The following is a 22800-nucleotide window of genomic DNA, read 5'->3' on the forward strand; positions in this document are numbered from 1 at the left end:
TAAATGCTACACTATATTTTACTTTTCTTGTCATAAAAAATGCCCCCAAAAGTGTCTAACTTTTTGGGGGCAGTGTAGATGAGGTCGTTTTTTTTTGTCTAAAATCATTTGTGTAGAATAATTCTAAATAGTTATTTTTAGAAAAATTTTATACATGAAAAAATTCCTACTTTTATTTTGTTTGATTTTCTCTCAAATCGGTTTTTCTCAAGAGAAATTATCAATTGCTGAAATCCAAAAAATAAATTCCAAAATCTTAAATACTGAACGAGAAATTTGGGTGAATCTTCCCGAATCGTATTATAATAATAAACTTCAAAAAGTAAATTATCCTGTGATTTATGTGTTAGATGCCGAATCTAATTTTACGTTTTTAACAGGCGTAGTTTCTAAGTTTCAATCGGGATTTTATCCAGAAATGTCTGAATCGATCATTGTCGGAATTACTAATAAAAATGGTGATCGAACAAAAGATTTTACACATGTAAATGATGTTAATTTTCTGAATTTTATTCAAAATGAATTGTTTCCTTTTATGCAGAAAAATTATCGTGTGAATGATTTTCGTTTGTTAATTGGACATTCTTTAGGTGGATATTTTGCGTTGAAAACCTTGTACAACCATCCCAAAACTTTCAATGGATATGTTGCGCACGATCCAAGTGTTTGGTTTAATGACAAAGAATTATTGAATCTTTATCAAAATTTAGAAAATCATTCTTTCGAGAATCGATTCTTCATGATAACACAAGTTGGTGAAAGTCAAAATGCAGATCATTTACGAGACCATTATCAAAGTATAAAAAAGGTGGACGAACGTTTGAAATCATCAAAGAATAAATCATTGAATTATCATTACAAACAATATATTGACGAAGAACATGGTTCGGTTCCGATGATTGGCTCGATTGATTATTTGCGTTGGCAGTTTGATGGTTATCGTGTGAATATTAAAGAGATTCCGAATCAACCAAATTTGGTGAAGGATTCTTTTGAAACGATTTCTAGAAAATTGAATTATTCTTTTCAACCAACAGAAACGTATATCAATAATGTTGCAAATTATCTGGTAAAACAAAAGAAAAATGATTTAGCAAAACAGTTTTTTGAACAAAATGTGAAAAATTTTCCTGAAAGTTTACAAGCAAAAGAAGAGTTAGAAAAATTCTTGGACTCGAATAAAAATTAGTAATTTGGTAAAAACATTTTGATGAAAAAAATACTCTATTTAACAACTTTATTGACGACGACTGCTTTTGCACAAGATTTGAATTTAGATCAAGCAAAGAAAATTTTCGATTTACCAACGCATTGTATCAAGACTGAGTATCCGAATAAACTAGGAAATGTTTTGGGAAGTGATCAGGATTTGAAAACGCCAAAGCAACTGCGTCCAGTTTTTTATGGTTGTTTTGATTGGCATTCGTCTGTGCATGGATTTTGGTCGATTGTGAAATTGATGAAAAATTTTCCTGAATTGGATCAAAATAATGAAGTTAGAAATGAGTTAAATCAATTGATTACAGCCGAAAATGTTGCGGTCGAAATGGCCTTTTTTAATGATAAAAATAACAAGAATTTTGAGCGTACTTATGGTTGGGCTTGGTTGTTACAATTGCAAATGGAATTGAATAATTGGCAAGATAAAGATGCGCAAGTTTGGGCAAAAAATCTGAAACCTTTGAGTGATTTGATTATTGTTAGATACAAAGAGTATTTACCGAAATTAGTTTATCCAATTCGTACAGGAACGCATGATAATACGGCTTTTGGTTTGAGTTTAGCGATAGATTATGCACGTTCTGTCAATGATAAATCGTTCGAAAAAGTGATTGTAACTCATGCAAATCGTTTGTATGGAAAAGATACAAAATGTAACATTGCTTTCGAGCCAAGTGGTTCCGATTTTTTATCTGCTTGTTTAGAAGAAGCATTGATTATGTCAAAAATTCAACAAAAAGAGGATTATAAAGAATGGTTAAAAGATTTTTTACCTCAATTATTTAAAAAGAATTTTGAATTGAATCCTGGAATAGTTTCAGATCGTACAGATGGTCATTTGGTGCACTTAGATGGACTAAATTTTAGTCGTGCAACAGCTTTGTATCAAATTGAACATAAATTACCCGAATTAAAACAGTTGAATAAAATTGCAGAAAATCACCTCAATTATTCATTAAATAATATTTCAAATGACGATTACATGGGAAGTCATTGGTTGGGTACTTTTGCACTTTATGCATTGAAAACAAAACAAGAACTAAAAATAAAATAATGTTTAAGGATCAGGACGGAAATTATAAATTGAAAGTAGCGTTTGATTACGATGATACGTTGACAGATGACGTTTTGTTTCAGTTAGCCCAACGAATGATTCGAAAAGGACATGATGTCTGGATCATGACGGTTAGGACAAGTAACGAGCAATACGTAAAGCATTGTTTAAAGATGAATATTCAACTGAAATTGGAAGGTCGTAATGCAGATTTAATTGCAGATGCGACTACATTGGGTGTCGTAGATAAAATTATTTATACCGATAGTGAAGATAAATTGGAATTTTATCAAGAACACCAATTTGATCTACTTTTTGATGATGATGCCGATTGGCATACAAATCCTATTTGCGAAGCTGGAGGTATAGGAATTCACATCTAAAATTAGCTAATGATAGGGATTTTATTGAAGTAGAATTGTTTCTAAATTTGTTTCAAACAAATACAAATAATAAACATTAATTGAATTTTATGAAAAAATATTTTTACATCATATTTGCAGTTTTAGGCATTATAGCTTTTGGTTATAGTCAATATTCGAAAGGACAATTAGAAGATCAATTGACGAAAACCGGAAAGTGTGTACAAGGAGTTGTGGTTGAAACAAGCGGTACGTTTAAACGTCCGAAAGCAACAATTCAATATCCTGTAAATGATGAAGTTTACGAAGTTACATTACGCTCCAGAGCGGATGTAGATGAAGTGGTATTGATTAAGTTTGATACATTAAATCCTGAAGAAGTGATGCTTGTAGATAAATGCAATTAAGTGTAGTCTCAAGTTTATAATGGAAAAATCCACCAAGCAATTGGTGGATTTTTTGGTTTTATTGTATTTCCGTTAATTTCGGAATAAATTCTTCTTCAATTTCTTTGAAAGTTGCTTCCAAATCAACTAAGTTATCATGCGTAACTAATTTTGTACGATAAGGTTTGAAATTTGGAATTCCTTTGAAATAATTGGTATAATGCATACGAGTTTCTAAAATTCCTGTGCGCTCACCCTTCCATTCAACTGCCCAATTTAAGTGGTTTTTTGCAGCTTCCATTCGTTCTATAATAGTAGGTTCTGCTAACAATTCTCCTGTTTCACGATAGTGTTTTATTTGCTCAAAAATCCAAGGGTAACCAATTGCTGCTCGACCAATCATCACACCATCTACACCATATTTTTCTTTGTATGCAATTGCTTTTTGTGGCGAATCAATATCTCCGTTTCCAAAAATCGGAATCTCAATATTTGGGTTTGCTTTTACTTTTGCAATCGGTTCCCAATTTGCTTCTCCTTTGTACATTTGCATGCGTGTACGACCATGAATAGACAATGCTTTGATACCTGTTTCTTGCAAACGTTCTGCAACTTCGTAAATGTTAATTGATTCGGAATCCCAACCCAAACGAGTTTTCACGGTAACTGGTAAATGCGTACTTTCGACAACAGATTTTGTTAAACGTACCATCAAATCTATATCTTTTAATACGCCAGCTCCAGCTCCTTTACACACTACCTTTTTTACAGGACATCCAAAGTTAATATCTACGATATCAGGTTGTACGGTTTCGACAATTTTAGCAGACATGGCCATTGCTTCTTCATCTCCACCAAATATCTGAATACCAATTGGACGTTCGTAATCAAAAATATCTAATTTTTGACGACTTTTTATTGCATCACGAATCAATCCTTCAGAAGAAATAAACTCTGTATACATCAAGTCTGCACCATGCATTTTACATAGTCGACGAAATGGCGGATCACTTACATCTTCCATTGGTGCAAGCAATAAAGGGAAGTCTGGTAATTCTATGTTTCCTATCTTTACCACGAAATAATTTTTTGCAAAATTACATAAAACTTATGAAACAAGATCGAAAGACCGAAGGTGTAAATCAATATTTAAAGTTTTCTGCTATGGGAATTCAGATGGCAGCTGTGATTGCCTTGTTTGCTTGGTTGGGCACTTTTTTAGATAAAAAGTTCGAAACAACGCAGCCTTTATGGACGGCTGGCTTATCTTTGCTGGGTGTTTTTGCAGGATTATATTTGATGTTGAAGCAATTACCAAAAAAATAATAAAATGATCAAGAAATTTATTCTTTTAGCACTTGCTTTTATTGTAATGGTTGCAATTTTTTGTGGGATTCATTACACAATTGTTACTCACTATAATTTTAGCGAAAATCCGCTAATTGTTCCCAAAATGTATTTGATAATTGGATTAATCACCTTAATGATTTTTCAAGTAGGATGTTTTGTGAAAATAAAATTTCCCGAATACGTAGGCTTTGCCTTTATGGGAGGGATGATAGCGAAGATGGCAGTTGTCTTAGTTTTGGTTGTTGTTAATGAGCAAATTAAATCAAATGTAGTGCAATTAATTATAAGTTATTTTGTAATTTTGCTTGCCGAAGTTTTAGTGTTTATTCGCTTAATTAATTTAAAGTTAAAAAAAGTTTAATGATTTTTAGCATTTGACTTTGGTAAGTGGTTAATTTACTATAATTTTGCACGCAATTTAGAAACAAAGGAATTATACATGAAATTTTCAGCGTTATTAGCGTTTTTATTACTTTTCAATTTCGGATTTGCTCAGCACGCAGCATCTTCGCAAGAGAATCTTCCAAAAACGTTTGAGGAGTTAGTTAAAATTGAGCAAGCAAAGAGTCAAGAGGAAGCTGCTAAAGTGAAATCTGGTGAATCTACGTTCAATCCCGTGCCTGGTATTATGCATCATATTGCAGATGCGCACGATTGGCATTTATGGGGAGAAGGCGAAAAAAGTGTAGGTGTTGCATTACCAATAATTTTATGGGATAATGGTTTACATGTTTTCATGTCTTCTAAATTTCATCACAATGAGGCAGTTGCTGAAAGTAATGGAAATTACTACATCAACTTCCACGAAAAAATCTACAAAACAGATGCACAAGGAACAATCCAAGCTCATATCGATGAGAAAGGAGTGTATCACTTGGATAATGAAAAACCTTTAGATTTTTCTATTACGAAAAACGTAGCGTCAATGTTAATCTCTTTCGTGATTTTAATCTTAGTTTTCTCTGCAGTAGCATCTAACTACAAAAAAGGAAATATGGTGCCAAAAGGTATCGCAGGATTCATCGAGCCAATTATTATTTTTGTGCGTGATGAAGTAGCGATTCCAAATATTGGAGAGAAAAAATATGCGAAATTTATGCCTTACTTACTAACGTTATTTTTCTTTATCTGGATCAACAACTTATTAGGTTTGTTACCAGGTGCGGCTAACGTTACAGGTAATATCGCAGTGACATTTGTTTTAGCATTAATCGCATTAATCGTAATTAATTTCTCAGGAAACAAAGATTACTGGGGACACATGTTATGGATGCCAGGTGTGCCAGTTCCTGTAAAAATTATCTTAGCTCCAATTGAGTTGATCGGAATTATTACAAAACCTTTCGCCTTAATGATTCGTTTATTTGCGAACATTACAGCAGGTCACATCATCATTATGTCGTTAATTTCGTTAATCTTTATCTTCCAAACAGAAGCAATGGCAGGAGGTTCTATTCCTTTAGCTTTATTTATTTACTGTTTAGAGTTATTAGTAGCGGCATTACAAGCTTTCGTATTCACAATGTTAGTTTCTTTATTCATCGGAACAGCAGTAGCAGAACACGATCATCATTAAGAATAAATAGAAAAAAACAATAAAATAATTTTTTAATAATTAAATACAATTATCATGACAGGAAGTATTGCAGCAATCGGAGCAGGTTTAGCAGTTTTAGGAGTTGGTTTAGGTATCGGTAAAATCGGTGGATCAGCTATGGAAGGAATCGCTAGACAACCAGAAGCGGCTTCAAAAATTCAAACAGCTATGATTATCGCAGCAGCCTTAATCGAGGGTGCAGGTTTATTCGGTATCGTAGTTGCGTTATTAGGTAACGGATAATATTTGAATTAAAATTAGCTTCAATAACGGTTGGTTGTTGAAGCTAATTCATTAAAAAATTAATTAGTAAAAAATAAAATTTAATACATACACACAATGGATTTAATTACACCTTCAGTTGGTCTTATTTTTTGGACTGCGGTCGTATTTATCATCTTATTAGTATTGTTAAGATCATTAGCTTGGAAACCAATTTTATCTGCAGTTAAAGAAAGAGAACAATCTATCGAAGATGCATTAAACGCAGCTAAAAAAGCGAAAGAAGAGATGGCTTTATTAAACGCTCAAAACGAGAAAATCATGAAAGAAGCTCGTGCAGAACGTGATGCAATCTTGAAAGAAGCGCGTGAAATGAAAGAAAATATCATCAACGAGGCGAAAAATTCTGCAACTGTAGAAGCTAACAAATTAATTGAAAACGCTAAAACAGCTATCCAAAACGAAAAAGCATCAGCAATGGCTGATATCAAAAATCAAGTTGGACAGTTATCAATTGAAATTGCTGAAAAAATCTTAACAAAAGAATTGTCAGATAAATCTGCACAAGAGGCTTTAGTTAATGACGTTATTGATCAAGTAAAATTCAATTAATCATGGCAGGATTCAGAGCAGCACATAGATACGCTAAAGGTTTGATGGGATTTGCTATTGAAGCAAATCAAACAAATGAAGTGTATGCTGAAATGAATGATGTTCGCAAAATCATTAAAGAGAATGAAGATTTAAGAATTTTCTTAAACTCTCCGGTGATTGATGCGAAGAAAAAAGAAGTCGTATTGAGTGAGATTTTTAAATCTTTATCAAAAACTTCTCAAACATTCATTTCATTAGTCGTTAGACAGGGTAGAGAAAATATCTTGTTTAAAATTGCTGATCAGTTTATCACATTATATGATCAAGCAAATAATATTGTAACAGCTGAAATTACTTCGGCAGTACAATTAGATCAACATACAATTGATAACATTGTTGCAAAAGCAAAACAAACTTTAGCAGCAGGTAGTCAAGTAAAAGTAGAAAACAAAATTGACGCATCTTTAATTGGTGGTTTCGTTTTAAAAATAGGAAACAATCAAGTAGATTCTTCAATCAAAACAAAGTTAGCTACGCTTAAAAAAGATTTTTCGAAAAACGAATACATTCCTAAATTTTAAATATTTCAGAAATGCCAGAAATAAATCCAGCTGAAGTTTCAGCTATATTAAAACAACAACTTTCAAGCTTTGATTCAGCAGTTGAATTAGCTGAAGTTGGAACCGTTCTAACTGTTGGGGATGGTATTGCTCGTGTTTACGGGTTAGACAATGCTCAATACGGAGAATTAGTAGAATTCTCAAACGGGTTAGAAGGAATGGTACAAAACCTTGAAGAAGATAACGTAGGTATTGTACTTTTCGGACCTTCAAAAGGAATTAGAGAAGGTGATACAGTAAAACGTACAAACAAGATTGCATCTATTAACGTAGGTGAAGGAATGTTAGGACGTGTTGTTGATATGTTAGGAAATCCGATCGATGGTAAAGGACCAATCGAAGGACAATTATACGAAATGCCTATCGAGCGTAAAGCTCCAGGAGTTATCTACCGTCAACCAGTAAACGAGCCTTTACAAACAGGTATCGTTTCTATTGACTCGATGATTCCAATTGGACGTGGACAACGTGAGTTAATCATTGGTGACCGTCAAACAGGTAAAACTTCTGTTGCTTTAGATGCAATCTTAAATCAAAAAGAATTTTACGATAGAGGTGAAACAGTTTTCTGTATCTATGTTGCAGTAGGACAAAAAGGGTCTACAGTTGCTGGTATTATGAAAACATTACAAGATCACGGTGCAGACAAATATACAGTAGTAGTTGCTGCTAATGCATCTGATCCAGCTCCAATGCAAGTATATGCGCCAATGGCAGGTGCTGCAATCGGTGAATTTTTCCGTGACTCTGGTCGTCCAGCGTTAATTGTTTATGATGATTTATCTAAACAAGCAGTTGCTTACCGTGAGGTGTCTTTATTATTACGTCGCCCACCAGGACGTGAAGCATACCCTGGAGACGTTTTCTACTTACACTCTCGTTTATTAGAGCGTGCTGCGAAAGTAATTAAAGATGATACAATCGCATCTCAAATGAATGATTTACCAGAATCTATGAAAGGTATCGTAAAAGGTGGTGGTTCTTTAACTGCTTTACCAATTATCGAAACTCAAGCTGGTGACGTTTCTGCATATATCCCAACAAACGTAATTTCGATTACAGATGGACAAATTTTCTTAGAGTCTGATTTATTCAACTCTGGTGTTCGTCCAGCGATTAACGTAGGTATCTCTGTATCTCGTGTTGGTGGTTCTGCACAAACAAAACCAATGAAAAAAGTATCTGGTACATTGAAATTAGACCAAGCTCAATACCGCGAGTTAGAAGCTTTCGCGAAATTTGGTTCTGATTTAGATGCAGCAACAATGAACGTAATTGGAAAAGGTGAACGTAACGTGGAGTTATTAAAACAAGATGTTAACTCTCCAATTCCAGTAGAAGAACAAGTAGCAGTTATTTTTGCGGGTACTAATGGTATGTTGAAAGACGTTCCAGTAAACAAAGTGAAAGAGTGGCAAGCTGATTTTGTTGAGCTAATGCGAAACAAATATACAGACACTTTAACATCTATCCGTTTAGGTAAATGGACTGACGAAATTACAGACGTATTGAAGAAAGTAGTAGCTGAAACTACTTCTAAGTACTAATAAAATATAAATGAAACTTAGAGGTTTCTGATCTCTAAGTTTCTTTTAATCCTTCATCTCAAATAGAATTATGGCAAATTTAAAAGATATACGTACACGTATTACTTCTGTAGGTTCTACAATGCAGATCACAAGTGCTATGAAATTAGTATCTGCTGCAAAACTAAAACGTGCTACAGATTCTATTGTACAGTTACGTCCCTATGCAGATAAATTACGTGAACTTTTACAAAATGTAAGTTCTACTTTAGAAGCTGAAGTAGGAGGTGCATTAACAGAAGAACGCGAAGTTAATAAAGTACTATTAGTCGTTATTAACTCAAACAGAGGTTTATGTGGAGGATACAACTCGAGCATCATCAAAAAAGTAAATGCTTTATTGGCTGGTGAATTAGCTGGTAAAGAAATAGAGCTTTTAACAATTGGTAAAAAAGCAAACGATACTTTTAGTAAAACACAAACTATCTATAAAAATGCATCAAGCATTTGGGATAATTTAAACTTTGCAGATGTAGCTGAGATTGCGGATGATTTAGTTGCAAAATTTGAAGAAGGTCAATATGATCAAATAAGAATCATATATAACCAATTTCAAAATGCAGCCGTACAAATCGTTCAAGACGAACAATTCTTACCAGTTGTTTTAGAGAAAAAAGAAGACGAAACTAACAATACAGCAGAGTTAGATTACATCTTCAATCCTTCGAAGGAAGAAATCTTAAGAGACTTAATTCCTCAAACGTTAAAAACGCAATTATTCAAAGCTGTGTTAGACGCTAATGCTTCTGAGCACGGAGCACGTATGACGGCAATGCATAAAGCAACAGACAACGCAAGCGAGTTACAGAAATCATTAAAGATTCAGTACAACAAAGCGCGTCAAGCTGCTATTACAAACGAGATCTTAGAGATCGTTGGTGGGGCAGAAGCGTTGAATGCATAAGACAAACGACTTATCTTATTTTAAATACAAAAGCAACTTCTTACAAGAAGTTGCTTTTTTTATAACTATTATTGATTGACATGTTGTACTGAAATTATGCGAAATCTCTTTAGTAATTAATTCAATCATTAGTACCCCTAATAATGCGGTTTAGAGAGGTCTTTAAAAACGTAGTTAGGTTTTGATTAAAACGTAGTTAGGTTTTGATTAAAACGTAGTTAGGTTTTGATTAAAACGTAGTTAGGTTTTACATAAAACCTAAGGAGGTTTTACTTAAAACGTCAGGACATTTTTATATGAACAAAAAAAGCCTTGAACAAATGTCAAGGCTTACTATATTCTAATTGCTTAGATTTAATTGTGAATTACTTCATTTGAAATAATGGACGTGACGACATAAACTCGTTTACACGATCTGCTACATTATCAATAACCTCTTCATTATCGATGTTCATTAACACTTCGTCAACCAAATCTGCTACTGTTTGCATGTCTGCTTCTATAAGACCACGCGTTGTAACTGCCGCTGTACCTAAACGAATTCCTGATGTTACGAAAGGTGATTTGTCATCAAAAGGAACCATGTTTTTGTTGCAAGTTATCTCTGCCAATACCAAGGCATTTTCTGCTTGTTTACCAGAAATTCCTTTGTTTCTTAGGTCAATCAACATACAATGATTGTCTGTTCCGCCCGAAACAATGTTATATCCTTTTGCAACCAACGCTGCAGCTAATGCTTTTGCATTTTTCACAACTTGTACAATGTAGTCCATATATCCATCAGATAACGCTTCTTCGAAAGCAACTGCTTTTGATGCGATAACATGCTCCAAAGGACCTCCTTGTGTTCCTGGGAAGACTGCTCCGTTCAAAATTTGAGACATCATTTTAATTTCTCCCTTCGGAGTAGTTAATCCCCAAGGATTTTCGAAGTCTTTTCCCATCATAATTACGCCACCTCTTGGGCCTCTTAGTGTTTTATGTGTCGTAGTTGTTACGATATGACAGTGAGGCATTGGGTCGTTTAAGATGCCACGAGCAATCAAACCTGCTGGGTGAGAAATATCTGCTAATAACAAAGCGCCAACTTCGTCTGCAACTTCGCGGAATTTTGCGTAATCAATATCACGAGAATAAGCCGATGCACCACAAATAATCATTTGAGGTTTCTCTTTGCGAGCCGTTTCTGCCATTGCTTCGTAATCTATCAATCCTGTTTCTTTGTCTACACCGTAGAAAGAAGTTTGGTAAGTCATTCCCGAAAAATTAACGGGAGAACCATGTGTTAAGTGCCCACCATGCGATAAATCGAAGCCTAAAATTTTGTCTCCAGGTTTCAAACAAGCTAAGTAAACTGCCGCATTTGCCTGAGAACCAGAGTGCGGTTGTACGTTCGCATATTCTGCATTAAACAATGCTTTCAAACGTTCTATTGCAATAGTTTCTACTTCATCTACAACTTCGCACCCGCCATAATAACGCTTTCCTGGGTACCCTTCTGCATATTTGTTCGTTAAAACAGAACCCATCGCGCGCATTACATTGTCAGATACAAAGTTTTCTGACGCGATTAGTTCAATTCCATTTAATTGTCTTTCTTTTTCTTCTTCGATCAAATCAAAGATTACATCTTGTGCCATGTTTTTTGTTTGTATTTATTGTGTTTCAAATATAAGATTTTATCGTCTAATTTCTATACGATGTTTTCGCTATAAAATAAGAATTATCAACACTATGTTTTATTTATTTTGGGCGTTCCCTTCGGGCGGGCTATCCGTTGCAATCTTTTTTGGTGTGTAGACAAGCTCCACACCAAAAAAGGATTTCCACTACTATCCCTAACGCAGATTGAGAAAAGAGTAGTTGTTATTTTATATAAAGTCTACTTATTTTAATCTAAAAAATAATTTATTTTTCAAACGAATTCAAATTGACTTTTCAATAGAAAGGCGCTAAAAAAATATAAGATAATTCTTTTCTTATTCCGAATCTTTGGAGGAGTTTAACAAATCCAAACAAAAGATTTTTAATCTATAATATTCTTAAAGACTCATTAACTATCAAATTCTCTCATTAAATTTACCTCATGAAAAATGATACTTTTTGTATTGGTTTGATGTCTGGAACATCATTAGATGGTTTGGATATCTGCTACGTTCGGTTTGATGATGCAGGTACTTTCGAAATTTTACATGCCGAAACCATCAATTATACAGCAGATTGGCGAAAAAATCTCTCCGAGGCTTACCAATATTCTGCAATGAATTTGTGTGAATTAGACGTTAATTTTGGTTATTTTTTGGGAGAACAAGTCAAAAAGTTCATGCAAAAATATGAAATAAAAGACGTGGATTTTGTGGCATCGCATGGACAAACTATTTTTCATCAACCGAAGAAATCGTTTACTTTACAAATCGGAAATGGTGCTGCAATAGCTTCTCGTTGTCAACAAAAAGTAGTGTGTGATTTTCGTACACAAGATGTTGTTTTAGGAGGACAAGGTGCGCCTTTGGTTCCGATTGGCGACGAATTGTTGTTTCATCAATATGATGCTTGTCTCAATTTAGGAGGTTTTTCTAATATTTCCTTGAATAGAAACCAACAACGTATTGCGTTTGATATTTGTCCGATTAATATTGTTCTGAATCTTTATGCAAATCAATTAGGAGTTGATTATGATAAAAATGGAGAAATCGCACAACAAGGAAATGTAAATCACGCGTTGGTTGAAGAGTTAAATCAGCTTGCATTTTATCAATTGTCTTATCCAAAATCTTTGGGATACGAATGGATCGAATCAGAGTTCTTAACAATTGTTGATAAGTATGCTATTTCGACACAAGATAAGTTGAGAAGTTGTGTAGAGCACTTCGTGTTTCAAATTCAAGAAGTCTTTTCTTTTTATGATATTAACAATGTGTTGATAACTGGAGGAGGCGTACGAAATGTATTTTTTATCAATAGATTACGAGATTTATCTGATGTTGAAATCATCATTCCAAACGATAATTTAATCGATTTTAAAGAAGCTTTAATCTTTGCTTTTCTTGGATATAAACGAATTAAGAACGAAGTTAATTGCTTGTCTTCTGTAACTGGTGCGAGTAAAGATCATTGCTCAGGAGTTATTTTCGAAGCGATTAAAAGCAATAATATCAAAAGGAAGTTTAGTTTTAAATAAAGTTCAATTCTTAAGTTATAATTAGGCAGTTAAAAACGAGTTCATTAATTTTACCGAACTAAAAAAAAATACAATGATTGTTACTAAACTTTTTAATAAATTTTTTCATAGCCAAACGTCTGGAGGAATATTTTTGATATTCTGTACAGCATTTTCTTTATTCTTAGCCAATTCACCGTTTGCAGAATCGTATGATGCTATTTGGCAGATGGACATGTTTGGACATTCATTCGCACATTGGATAAATGATGGATTAATGGCAGTATTCTTTTTCTTGATAGGTTTAGAACTGAAAAGAGAAATATTTGTAGGAGAATTATCCGATACTAAAAAGGCGATTTTACCAGTGTTTGCAGCAATTGGTGGAATGGCTATGCCAGCTTTTATTTTCTATTTAACCAATAAAGGTACAGATACCATTCATGGTTTTGGAATCCCGATGGCAACTGATATTGCATTTGCTGTTGCAATTATTACGATGCTGGGAAAACGTGTTCCTATGTCCCTAAAAGTATTTTTAACTGCTTTGGCAGTAATTGACGATTTAGGAGCAATTATCGTGATTGCGTTGTTTTATCCAAATCCAGAAATGCCTTTAGATTTTACACAATTCGGAATTGCAATGGCTATTTTGTTCGGTCTTTTTGCGCTGAATAAAATGAAAATAAAATCAATGATTCCGTATATTATAGGAGGAATTGCGGTGTGGTGGTTTATGTTACATTCTGGTATTCATGCTACTATTGCGGGAGTTTTGGTTGCATTTACAATTCCTTTTGATAAAGATGATTCTAAATCACTTTCAGCTAAAATGGAGCATGCTTTACATATTCCTGTAGCATTTGTTATATTACCATTATTTGCTTTAGCAAATACCGCAATAACGATAGATGCTGGAGGTTTTTCACATTTTAGTGTTCCATTAGCTACAGGTATTTTCTTAGGTTTAGTGGTCGGAAAACCAGTTGGAATTACTTTATTTACATGGATTGCAGTAAAATTAGGATTATGTGTATTACCAACGGCAGTCAATTTTAAACGAGTTTTTGGTGTAGGAATTTTAGCAGGAATTGGATTTACAATGTCGATTTTTGTTTCGATGTTAGCATTCAAAGATCCAAGCTATGTAAAAGAAGCAAAACTGATGATTTTGGTAGCTTCTTTGACAGCTGCAATAGTTGGTTTTGTACTTTTAAAAATCTTATTAACAACGAAACAAGATTATTCAGATTAATTAAATCAATCAAAATAAGAACCAATAGAATCGAATTTTTCTTCAGAGAAATTCGATTTTTTTATTGACTTAGATTGTATCTTCGTATAAAATTTTAAATAAATGAGAACGTATCAAGAAACAATCGATTGGTTGTTTACAAATTTACCCATGTTTCAACGTGTAGGAGCTTCTGCTATGAAAGCTGATTTGACTAATATTACAGCTTTGTGTAATTATTTAGGAAATCCTCAAACGAAGTTTAAAACAGTACATATTGCAGGAACAAATGGTAAAGGAAGTACGTCTCATATGTTGGCTTCTATTTTTCAGGAAGCGGGTTTCAAAACTGGATTAACCACTTCTCCACATTTGAAAGACTTTAGAGAACGTATTCGTGTGAATGGTGTGATGGCAGAAGAAGAATTTGTAGTGGATTTTGTCAATAAACACGAACAAAAAATAATTGATCAAAAAGCATCTTTCTTTGAGATTGCTATTGCAATGGCTTTCGAGTATTTTGCTCAACAAAAAGTGGATATTGCAATTATTGAAACAGGTTTAGGAGGACGTTTAGATTCAACAAATATTATTTTACCAGAACTTTCAATTATTACAAATATTGGGTTAGATCATACACAGTTTTTAGGGGATACCTTGGATAAAATTGCATTTGAAAAAGCTGGAATTATTAAACCAAATACAGCGGTTGTCATTGGAGAAACAACTGCCGAAACAAAACCAGTTTTTATGAAAGTTGCCCAAGAACGAAATGCAGAAATTATTTTAGCCGAAGAAAAGCATTTTCAAGATTTAACTTCAGATTTGAAAGGCTCGTATCAAATCAAAAATAAACGGGCTGTACTTGCAGCGATAGAACAATTACAAAAACAAGGGTGGACGATTTCTACAGATAATATCACTAATGGATTATTGAATGTTGTAAAAAACACAAACCTTCGTGGTCGTTGGGATATTCTTGGTCATTATCCGCTTATTGTTGCTGATACGGCGCATAATCCCCATGGTTTAGCAGAAGTTTCGAAACAAATTAATGAACAACCATATAATCAATTGCATTTAGTTTTGGGATTTGTCAACGATAAAGATGTTTTGTCAATTCTTCAGTTTTTTCCAAAAAAGTCAACTTATTATTTTTGTCAACCAAATGTTCCACGGAAATATGATATTGATGAGCTGTATCAAATAATTCCAGAAGATATACAGGACAAACATTTTTTCGATTCTGTAGAAAAAGCATTGCTTGCAGCCAAAAATAATGCTTCTGTGAATGATATGATTTATATTGGAGGGAGTACATTCGTTGTCGCTGAAGTGATATAACATTTTTATACTTTAACAATTTTTAATTAATAATTTTTCCATTTAACATCTGATTTAAATAAAATTAATAAAATCTTATTCATTTTTTTTTAAACAAAACGTGTAAATGTTTGTAAAACAGATTATATTCGTAATGATTTAGTTAATTAAAAATTTATGAAAAATGTTTACTTATCATAGTATTTGGAGTTTTTGCTTCTCTTACTTATGCACAAGTAGGTATTGGAACAGAGAATCCAAAAGCTACTTTAGATGTGACAGCAGTTAATGCAACAGGAACATCTACAGACGTTCAAGGCGTTTTAATTCCGAGAGTTGATAGAGAAAGAGCTCAATCAATGAAAGATGTTGAAAAATCTACAATGATTTATGTTAATGATGTTTCGACAGGAACTAACACCGGAACAGCGATAGATATTAATACAGAAGGTTTTTATTATTATAACGGTATAATTTGGGTTAAGTTAGCTTCATCAACAAGCGCTTCAACCCAATTTTTTTATATGCCATCTATTGTCATTAATACTTCTGTAACAGCAACTGGTTTAAAGAGAAATTTGCATGCAGAATATGTGGCTCAATTTACTGGAAAAACATTTGTAATGGATAATGATGGAGGAACTGTGGATGTTAATACACCAAGTCCCAAATTTATTAAAAGTGATGGTGCTCCTGTAGCAATTCCAAATGTTCCGTCAGCAACAGATCTTTATTACTATATTACAGATTACGACACGACATCTTTAGCTAATTTATCAATTGATGCTAACGGCGTTTTAACTTATGATGTAATAGGTACAGGTACCGATTATTCTTTTGTCAACATTGTTTTCGTAGTGAAATAGTTGTTTAACTTTTAAACTTAGAAAATAATGAAAAAATTAAATATACTAAAAAGCATGTTGCTGTTGTTTTCTATGACAATAGGAACAAATGCGTTGGCACAGAAAATTAGACCAACGAGTTCTTCTTCTACAGCAGGATATTTAGGAGGACCAACAATTAATGAAGCTGAACGTGCTAAAGCTTACGATACAGATGTTAATACTTATACAGAGGTAAAGACTTCTCAATTTTCCCTTTTTGTTTCTTATTCGCCAAACCTTCATTTAAATTATCCAACTGCGGTGCCAGCTAATAAGGACTTTTATATGAAAGTTAATGTAAGTGATGGTCAAATTTTAGATAAAATAGCTGGAGGATATATTGGAGGTTTTTTGAATAATGTTGTAAGTGGTCTTTTAGGAGGAATTCCTGAAAATTATTTTAAATTTAAAAACGGAAATAACGATATTTTTACAGGAACAACGCATAATTACAATAGAGCTGATTTAAATAAGATGCGTTTACTACGTGATGGATTTGGAAATTCATATTTTAAATTTTCATTAGGTCAATCATTTGATCAAGTATCAGTAAGAGCAGAATTAGGAGGGCTTATAACTACACCAGCTCGATGGATACATGTTTATGATACTTATTACTATGATAACCCAGAAAGTTGTTTAGAGTTTTTAACTTATAGTGAAGTAGCAGATGATTTACTTACTTTATTGGGCAATAATACGGGTATTAACAATCCGCATCATGCAATAGATAGTGACTTAACTACTTTTTCAAGTTTTGGTAATCAATCCTTGCTAAATTTAGGATTAGGAGTTAGTATGGAACAGTTTTTTCAATTGCCTAAACTTACAGATGATAAATTAGTTCGCATTAAAATGCAAATGCCTTCGAGTTTATTAGACGTAGAAGTGGCTTCAGGGATTGAAATTAATTTCTACAATGGAACAACTAAATTAAGTTCACAAACGGTTGATGCAAGTGTTGTTAATGCTGATTTATTAGGATTAATCAATGCAGGAAATAATGTGCCTTTTAGTTTTTTAGCGACTCCACCTACCGATGCTAATGGAGCGATTTTAGCTTTTGATAAGGTATCGGTTAGTGTAAAAAAACCAGTGAGTTTGGGTGTGTTGGATGTTATAGGAGATTTGCGTATTTATGACGTTGCTTTTGTAGATACAAAACCCGAAACAGTTAAAGTATGTTCGAGAGAATTTATAAATAACAATATTCGCGAACGTAAATTTGATCTCACGCAAATCATTCCAGATTTTAATGTAAATACTGCTTATGTTGTGGTTGACAGAGAGCAAAATGAAATTCCATTTACAACTCCACAAGAAAAAGAAGCAAATAAATGGCAGCCTTTGGGTACGTACTACATTAAAGGGATTAATACAACAGGACATTGTCCAAATGAGTACAGTAGTTTTGCAGTAGTTCAAGACCCTCAATTTAAAATTACGGGTAAATCTGCAATTAGCGTTCCTTTAGATGCCAATAATGATGGAACACCTGATGCATCGGTACTTTTTGATTCAGCGCTTTATAGTTCTGATTTGCCAAGTAATCAAGGAGTTCAAATTTTTGACGAATTAACAAATACAGAAGTTACAGGACAAACAATTCAATTTAATAAAATTGGTAGTTATAATTACTATGCAATTTCTAAAAATAATACGAATGATTCAAATGTAACATGTGATATTGTTAAACGTATTACGGTATATGTTTACGATAAAGAAGAATGTGATTACCGTTATGTACAAAGAATAGCAAGAAACAAAGATACAGGATTTGTTTTAACGGGAGGTACTTCTGATAGTGAGAAGGCTGCTGATGATGATTTATCTACCCACGGAACCATATTCAATCTGCTTAATCTAGCTGGTATTGGTACTGCTTGGATTGATCTTACTTTTGATAATGTAGCAACAGATCCAATTCCTGCAGGTACTCCTATTACTATTAAGTTAGGTCAAGAGTACAGTTTATTACAATTAATTGGAGGAACAACTATTCAAACATTAGATCAAAACGGACAAATTGTTGGAGATTTAATTTCTATTAATGAGGTCGATTTACTGAATGTATTGGTTGGAGATAATGTTTTTGAATTTACCTATGTCCCAAAAGTTGATGGTAATGAGATTCCTTATGGTGGAGTTCGAATCATTAATGGAGGTCTATTAGGTGTAGCTACTTCTGCCAAAGTTTACGGAGCCTATGTTGATGAACGAATTCCAATTTCACAAGCAGGAGTTTGTGATTCAAATATCGCTATCGAAGGTGCTGAGATACAAGGGGATTTAGACGCACATTTGCTTTTAAATACGTCAACACAAGATGTGTTATATGGTGTTGAAGACGCAGGTTTAGGAGTCGCAACAGCACTTTCAGGAGTAGTTTATCCTTATTTAGCTGCAGATGCAATAGAAGATACTTCGAATGCTAATAATCCATTAAATGGGTCACCAGACTTTTCAACTGCAGCAATATTTAATACCTCAGTAGGTGCATTAAATAGGCAGACTTTAACAGTAAAGTTTAAAGAGATAGCAAGACCGGGAGATAAAGTTCGGATAACGATGAGTGCAGAAGGTGCACCAATTTTAGACTTAAATGTATTATCTAATTTTAGCATTCAACGTTATTTAGGTGATCAACCAATTGGAGATCCTGTTACAAATAATGACTTTTCTTTAATTAAATTGGATTTATTAAAATTGATAGCAGATCAATCTCAAAATAAATATGCCGTAATTTTAGATGGAATTGGAGCTTCTTTTGATCGCGTTGAATTAAGAATGGATAATGTCGTATCTGCAAATTTATTAGGTACAAGAACTTATGTTTACGACGTCTCTGTAATTCCTAATTTTGAGTTTGATGAAGATAAAACTGTTTTTTGTACATCAGCACCATTTCGAGTGGAAAAATTAGATCCATGTTCAGGATACGAACTGTCTTTTGCTTATGCAACATTAAGTAATACGGTTGATCCAATAACAGGTGAATATGATATTTTAGGATGGAACGACATTGCTAATTCAACACTACCTGAAATAGATGTAAATGATCCTCGTTATGATGAAGAGTTTCATCAATATCAATTGAGAAATTTATATTCAGAATATAGTGCTGTAGATAATTTATATTTAAAAGTAGTTACTAAACGTCAAGGATGTACTTATGGAGATACACAATATTTTAAAATAAAAATTAAAAATTGTAGTACAATTTCCAATCCTATGATACGTACTCGGTTATATAAATAATTTTTCAGAATAAGAATATAACAAGTAATAAGGCTATCCATTTCGGGTAGCCTTTCTTTTTTTGACTAATTTATTTCGCTTCGCGAAACCTTTCCCGAGTTCATTACCCAAAAGTAGCCGCTGCCCATTTGCTTGATTCAGCAAATCGTCACCGCCTAATCATGCCTTGTTGCGAAAATGCAAACCTCGCGCGCAATGAGTTTCCTTTTTTTAAAACTATAAACCGACAACAAAATTAAAGCTCTTGAAAACCACTTTTAATTTTCGTCAGTTCGCGTGAAACTCTAAGATTTTTGTATCGAGAACTTAGACGAATTTCCATCAACCTTCAACCGTCCAAAAAAAAGTATTGTATACACTCTACTGCCACTCTACTGCCACTATGTTGCCTTCATCTTGCCTTTATCCTGCCTTTAAGTAGGGAGTAAGCTGCAAGTACGAATTGAGGATATAGCTGATTTTCACGAAACTTAAATCAAAATTATGACTAAAAATATTAGTTCTATTTTTAAGTATCGTAGGATATTTTACTTTCATTTCAATATTGACTGGAACTCAAGGTTGGAAAAATATGTTTGATAGTCTAAAAAAATATAAAAGAAAATCCACTCGATTTTTATATGTTTTTATGGCCAATTATAATTTCAGGAATACTCTTATTTGTTAACGTAAAACTTTATTTGAATTTAAAATCACACAAAAAAAAATCCACAAACAATTCTAAATACGCAATTAATTATCATATTTAATTAGTTTATTTACAACAAGTAATGTTTGTTTTAACTTTTTATTTGGTTTTTATAGAAAGTTGCGTATATTCGAGAGTTAGCTGATATTTTTTCTAAAAAACTCTTATGAAAATTCATTTACTCCTAATATTAAGTCTTTTTATTTCCTGCAATAATTTTGAAAATAAGTTTTTTAAAGAATTAGAAGAAGCTAATAATAAATATGAAAAGACTAAAACTAAACAAATTTTTGACTTTTCTAAGATAACCAACTTTGATTGGGATTATTTTCAATATATAAGAGGTAATGAAAGTGTTCCTATATTTTCAAATGAAATCGAAAGAGATTTAAATTTAAATTTTAAGACAAAGGATCTAGATCTTAATAAAACAAGATTTTATTTTTATAAAGACAAAAAATTAATCAGAGAAATTGAAATTAACACTCCAGATTTTGAGACTCCCTATTTTACTTTTAAGTTTTGTAAAAGCAATAAAATATATAAATCAGAAAGTATATTTTACCTAACTAAAGTATCTGAAACTATTTTACAACCAAGCTGCAATCAATAAAAACATCAGCTAACATAGTATTTCGCGAAAAACGGGCTGAAAGTAAACTTTTATATCATAATTTTCCGCTCACAAAATTGCTTTTCTTAAAACAATACACTAATTTAGTTTTAATCAAGCAATTTGCTTGAACGGACGAACTTGAACTTCGTTCAAATTCTCTCCCGTTCTTCGCAAATACTCGGCTCGTTGGCTGTAATTATAACAAGCGACAGTGTTAAAACAATATTCTAAAATATGAAACAAAATCTTATACTCTTTTTATTTTTATTTATAGTAGTATTCTCAAACGCACAAGACAAAATTCCAAAAATATCAGGAACTGCTAAATTTTCAATCGAAAACGGAACCATTGATTGCGATATTATTTTAAGTGACTATTCTGATATAGGTAATTATCTTATCAGATTAAATAAAGGGTTAAATATCGTTAATATACAAAGTATAGAACCTAATAAATTTTTACTTGGTTATGAACGTGAATTAACAGATTCTTTACAAACATATGAGTCAGTTTCTTATTACTTTCCTGCTAGTACAAAAGGTGAAAAGTTCTTACCGAAAAAACTACGATTTAGATACGTTGGAAAATTCCCAGTTATAAATGATACCATTTCAGAAAATTACCAAAAGATAGATTGGAGGGGCAACATAGCTTTTATGAATGGATTACTTAGAATGGACGGTTATCAATCTGCTTGGTTTCCTACCTTGTATGATGTTGAGAACGATTTTCAATATGAACTTGTGAAATACGATATTGAAATAATTTGTGAAGATTGTGAGCAAATTTATCTCAATGGTTCAAAACCTTTGAATGTAAAAAAGGCACATTTTATAAGCGAGAGTCCAAGAGAACCTTATCTTTTTATTGGAAAATACGGCATTCAAGAAGCTAAAAACATTACCTTGCTTAATGCGAATTTTTCAGATATTCAAGTTGATGAATTTGATAAAATAAATGGAGAAATTGTAAACTTTTTGAGTTCATATACCAACATTCCATACAAAGAAAAAGTTCATTGGGTACAAGCTTATATGACAGCAAATGAAACAGGTTACTTTGCTTTTGCAAGTAATCCAACTTTTACAATTTGTGGAAATTCACCAAGTGATTTAAGAGCTACTTTTGACCAACAATTAAAAGGAGGCTTTTTATCTACAATTGTTCACGAATTGAGCCATTATTATTTTGGAACATTAAAAAAGTGCAACAATACATTAGAAAACTTGATTAATGAAGGTTTTGCTCAATTTTTAGCTTTTAAATACATAAGTCAATTTAAAGAAAATGATTATATAGAAAATGGGATAAGAGAAGGCTTGGAATGGATTGGAGACCCAAATTTTAAACATAAAGCAATGTTGGATTTTATTAAATTAGAAAACACAAATGACCGTCAAACTTATGCTTATGATTATCAAACCACAATTTTATTTAGTATTGAAAAAGAGATAGGTGACGAAAAAATGAAGCAATGGATTAGATTACTATTACAAAGAGAAGAGTGTATTTCTAACAAAGCTTTTTTTGAAACTACATTAAAGAAAGCTGTTAATAATAATGAGCTTTATAATAAGATTGTACAAAAATATTTAACTGGTGATTCAACTGTTGAAAATATGAAAATATTATGGGGAGAATAATAACTACAGCCAACAAGGGTAACTGTTGCACAACTCCAATTTTTATAAAAATTTAAAATATTTGACCTCGTTTAAGCCATTTTAAGCGAGGTTT

At 32.7% G+C, this 22800-nt stretch carries 21 protein-coding genes; 19 read left to right on the forward strand and 2 right to left on the reverse strand.

Going from position 1 to position 22800, the window contains the following annotated elements; genetic code table 11:
• The first annotated feature begins 154 nt into the window (after positions 1-154).
• From HX088_RS12050 to HX088_RS12065, 4 genes are all read left to right on the forward strand, one after another.
• Entirely contained in the window at positions 155-1189 is a 1035-nt protein-coding gene (locus HX088_RS12050) for an alpha/beta hydrolase (RefSeq protein WP_171623372.1), read from the forward strand.
• A 21-nt stretch (positions 1190-1210) separates the two neighbouring features.
• Positions 1211-2275, forward strand: a complete 1065-nt coding sequence (locus tag HX088_RS12055) for a DUF2891 domain-containing protein (protein ID WP_284583179.1) — start codon at positions 1211-1213, stop codon at positions 2273-2275.
• On the forward strand, positions 2275-2658 hold the full coding sequence (locus tag HX088_RS12060) for a hypothetical protein (protein WP_260541911.1): 384 nt from the start codon (positions 2275-2277) through the stop codon (positions 2656-2658). Before HX088_RS12055 ends, HX088_RS12060 begins: the two co-directional genes overlap by 1 nt.
• A gap of 89 nt (positions 2659-2747) precedes the next feature.
• Positions 2748-3044, forward strand: a complete 297-nt coding sequence (locus tag HX088_RS12065) for a hypothetical protein (RefSeq protein WP_171623375.1) — start codon at positions 2748-2750, stop codon at positions 3042-3044.
• 58 nt (positions 3045-3102) lie between these two features.
• On the opposite strand, the gene dusB is transcribed toward HX088_RS12065, so the two are convergent.
• Positions 3103-4101: a tRNA dihydrouridine synthase DusB gene (gene dusB, locus HX088_RS12070; protein WP_171623377.1), complete on the reverse strand. Its 999-nt coding sequence runs from the start codon at positions 4099-4101 to the stop codon at positions 3103-3105.
• Positions 4102-4133: 32 nt separating this feature from the next.
• Here dusB and HX088_RS12075 point away from each other — a divergent pair, with 32 nt between their 5' ends.
• From HX088_RS12075 to atpG, 8 genes are all read left to right on the forward strand, one after another.
• The gene (locus HX088_RS12075) at positions 4134-4349 is read left to right on the forward strand and encodes an AtpZ/AtpI family protein (RefSeq protein WP_188319252.1); all 216 of its coding nucleotides are present in this window, start codon (positions 4134-4136) and stop codon (positions 4347-4349) included.
• A 4-nt stretch (positions 4350-4353) separates the two neighbouring features.
• Positions 4354-4734 carry a hypothetical protein gene (locus tag HX088_RS12080; protein WP_286484277.1) on the forward strand — a complete coding sequence of 127 codons (381 nt, stop codon included), beginning with the start codon at positions 4354-4356 and terminating at the stop codon, positions 4732-4734.
• Positions 4735-4812: 78 nt separating this feature from the next.
• Positions 4813-5949 (forward strand): F0F1 ATP synthase subunit A, encoded by a 1137-nt coding sequence (gene atpB, locus HX088_RS12085; RefSeq protein WP_171623380.1) that lies wholly within the window; start codon positions 4813-4815, stop codon positions 5947-5949.
• 54 nt (positions 5950-6003) lie between these two features.
• Positions 6004-6213, forward strand: coding sequence for an ATP synthase F0 subunit C (atpE, locus tag HX088_RS12090; RefSeq protein WP_013598300.1), 210 nt, complete (start codon positions 6004-6006; stop codon positions 6211-6213).
• A gap of 96 nt (positions 6214-6309) precedes the next feature.
• On the forward strand, positions 6310-6804 hold the full coding sequence (locus tag HX088_RS12095; protein WP_171623381.1) for a F0F1 ATP synthase subunit B: 495 nt from the start codon (positions 6310-6312) through the stop codon (positions 6802-6804).
• Positions 6805-6806: 2 nt separating this feature from the next.
• On the forward strand, positions 6807-7367 hold the full coding sequence (gene atpH / locus HX088_RS12100) for an ATP synthase F1 subunit delta (RefSeq protein ID WP_225539663.1): 561 nt from the start codon (positions 6807-6809) through the stop codon (positions 7365-7367).
• An 11-nt stretch (positions 7368-7378) separates the two neighbouring features.
• Positions 7379-8953, forward strand: a complete 1575-nt coding sequence (gene atpA, locus HX088_RS12105) for a F0F1 ATP synthase subunit alpha (protein WP_171623383.1) — start codon at positions 7379-7381, stop codon at positions 8951-8953.
• 70 nt (positions 8954-9023) lie between these two features.
• The gene (atpG, locus tag HX088_RS12110) at positions 9024-9896 is read left to right on the forward strand and encodes an ATP synthase F1 subunit gamma (RefSeq protein WP_284583181.1); all 873 of its coding nucleotides are present in this window, start codon (positions 9024-9026) and stop codon (positions 9894-9896) included.
• A 365-nt stretch (positions 9897-10261) separates the two neighbouring features.
• On the opposite strand, the gene glyA is transcribed toward atpG, so the two are convergent.
• Positions 10262-11536: a serine hydroxymethyltransferase gene (gene glyA / locus HX088_RS12115; protein WP_286484278.1), complete on the reverse strand. Its 1275-nt coding sequence runs from the start codon at positions 11534-11536 to the stop codon at positions 10262-10264.
• Positions 11537-11982: 446 nt separating this feature from the next.
• Between glyA and HX088_RS12120 the strand changes: the two genes are divergently transcribed.
• From HX088_RS12120 to HX088_RS12150, 7 genes are all read left to right on the forward strand, one after another.
• Positions 11983-13077, forward strand: a complete 1095-nt coding sequence (locus tag HX088_RS12120; RefSeq protein WP_286484279.1) for an anhydro-N-acetylmuramic acid kinase — start codon at positions 11983-11985, stop codon at positions 13075-13077.
• Positions 13078-13150: 73 nt separating this feature from the next.
• Positions 13151-14311 carry a Na+/H+ antiporter NhaA gene (nhaA, locus tag HX088_RS12125; RefSeq protein WP_286484280.1) on the forward strand — a complete coding sequence of 387 codons (1161 nt, stop codon included), beginning with the start codon at positions 13151-13153 and terminating at the stop codon, positions 14309-14311.
• Between the two features lie 102 nt (positions 14312-14413).
• A complete protein-coding gene (locus HX088_RS12130; protein WP_286484281.1) occupies positions 14414-15634 on the forward strand; it encodes a bifunctional folylpolyglutamate synthase/dihydrofolate synthase in 1221 nt (406 codons plus the stop codon).
• Positions 15635-15855: 221 nt separating this feature from the next.
• On the forward strand, positions 15856-16479 hold the full coding sequence (locus HX088_RS12135) for a phage tail-like protein (RefSeq protein WP_498822775.1): 624 nt from the start codon (positions 15856-15858) through the stop codon (positions 16477-16479).
• A 27-nt stretch (positions 16480-16506) separates the two neighbouring features.
• A complete protein-coding gene (locus HX088_RS12140; protein ID WP_286484283.1) occupies positions 16507-19758 on the forward strand; it encodes a hypothetical protein in 3252 nt (1083 codons plus the stop codon).
• Between the two features lie 854 nt (positions 19759-20612).
• Positions 20613-21059 (forward strand): hypothetical protein, encoded by a 447-nt coding sequence (locus tag HX088_RS12145; RefSeq protein WP_286484285.1) that lies wholly within the window; start codon positions 20613-20615, stop codon positions 21057-21059.
• A 237-nt stretch (positions 21060-21296) separates the two neighbouring features.
• Positions 21297-22706: a M1 aminopeptidase family protein gene (locus HX088_RS12150; protein WP_286484286.1), complete on the forward strand. Its 1410-nt coding sequence runs from the start codon at positions 21297-21299 to the stop codon at positions 22704-22706.
• Positions 22707-22800 lie beyond the last annotated feature (94 nt).

The organism is Empedobacter sp. 225-1 (assembly GCF_030328185.1).
Taxonomy (GTDB): Bacteria; Bacteroidota; Bacteroidia; order Flavobacteriales; family Weeksellaceae; genus Empedobacter; species Empedobacter stercoris.

What these genes read in the sequence shown, in the direction of transcription:
- atpB (WP_171623380.1), top strand. Translation starts at nt 4,813, where the DNA reads ATGAAATTTTCAGCGTTATTAGCGTTTTTATTACTTTTCAATTTCGGA.
- nhaA (WP_286484280.1), top strand. Translation starts at nt 13,151, where the DNA reads ATGATTGTTACTAAACTTTTTAATAAATTTTTTCATAGCCAAACGTCT.
- HX088_RS12095 (WP_171623381.1), top strand. Translation starts at nt 6,310, where the DNA reads ATGGATTTAATTACACCTTCAGTTGGTCTTATTTTTTGGACTGCGGTC.
- HX088_RS12120 (WP_286484279.1), top strand. Translation starts at nt 11,983, where the DNA reads ATGAAAAATGATACTTTTTGTATTGGTTTGATGTCTGGAACATCATTA.
- HX088_RS12150 (WP_286484286.1), top strand. Translation starts at nt 21,297, where the DNA reads ATGAAACAAAATCTTATACTCTTTTTATTTTTATTTATAGTAGTATTC.
- HX088_RS12140 (WP_286484283.1), top strand. Translation starts at nt 16,507, where the DNA reads ATGAAAAAATTAAATATACTAAAAAGCATGTTGCTGTTGTTTTCTATG.
- HX088_RS12145 (WP_286484285.1), top strand. Translation starts at nt 20,613, where the DNA reads ATGAAAATTCATTTACTCCTAATATTAAGTCTTTTTATTTCCTGCAAT.
- HX088_RS12060 (WP_260541911.1), top strand. Translation starts at nt 2,275, where the DNA reads ATGTTTAAGGATCAGGACGGAAATTATAAATTGAAAGTAGCGTTTGAT.
- HX088_RS12050 (WP_171623372.1), top strand. Translation starts at nt 155, where the DNA reads ATGAAAAAATTCCTACTTTTATTTTGTTTGATTTTCTCTCAAATCGGT.
- HX088_RS12065 (WP_171623375.1), top strand. Translation starts at nt 2,748, where the DNA reads ATGAAAAAATATTTTTACATCATATTTGCAGTTTTAGGCATTATAGCT.
- atpH (WP_225539663.1), top strand. Translation starts at nt 6,807, where the DNA reads ATGGCAGGATTCAGAGCAGCACATAGATACGCTAAAGGTTTGATGGGA.
- HX088_RS12130 (WP_286484281.1), top strand. Translation starts at nt 14,414, where the DNA reads ATGAGAACGTATCAAGAAACAATCGATTGGTTGTTTACAAATTTACCC.
- HX088_RS12055 (WP_284583179.1), top strand. Translation starts at nt 1,211, where the DNA reads ATGAAAAAAATACTCTATTTAACAACTTTATTGACGACGACTGCTTTT.
- HX088_RS12080 (WP_286484277.1), top strand. Translation starts at nt 4,354, where the DNA reads ATGATCAAGAAATTTATTCTTTTAGCACTTGCTTTTATTGTAATGGTT.
- atpG (WP_284583181.1), top strand. Translation starts at nt 9,024, where the DNA reads ATGGCAAATTTAAAAGATATACGTACACGTATTACTTCTGTAGGTTCT.
- atpE (WP_013598300.1), top strand. Translation starts at nt 6,004, where the DNA reads ATGACAGGAAGTATTGCAGCAATCGGAGCAGGTTTAGCAGTTTTAGGA.
- atpA (WP_171623383.1), top strand. Translation starts at nt 7,379, where the DNA reads ATGCCAGAAATAAATCCAGCTGAAGTTTCAGCTATATTAAAACAACAA.
- HX088_RS12075 (WP_188319252.1), top strand. Translation starts at nt 4,134, where the DNA reads ATGAAACAAGATCGAAAGACCGAAGGTGTAAATCAATATTTAAAGTTT.
- glyA (WP_286484278.1), bottom strand. Translation starts at nt 11,536, where the DNA reads ATGGCACAAGATGTAATCTTTGATTTGATCGAAGAAGAAAAAGAAAGA.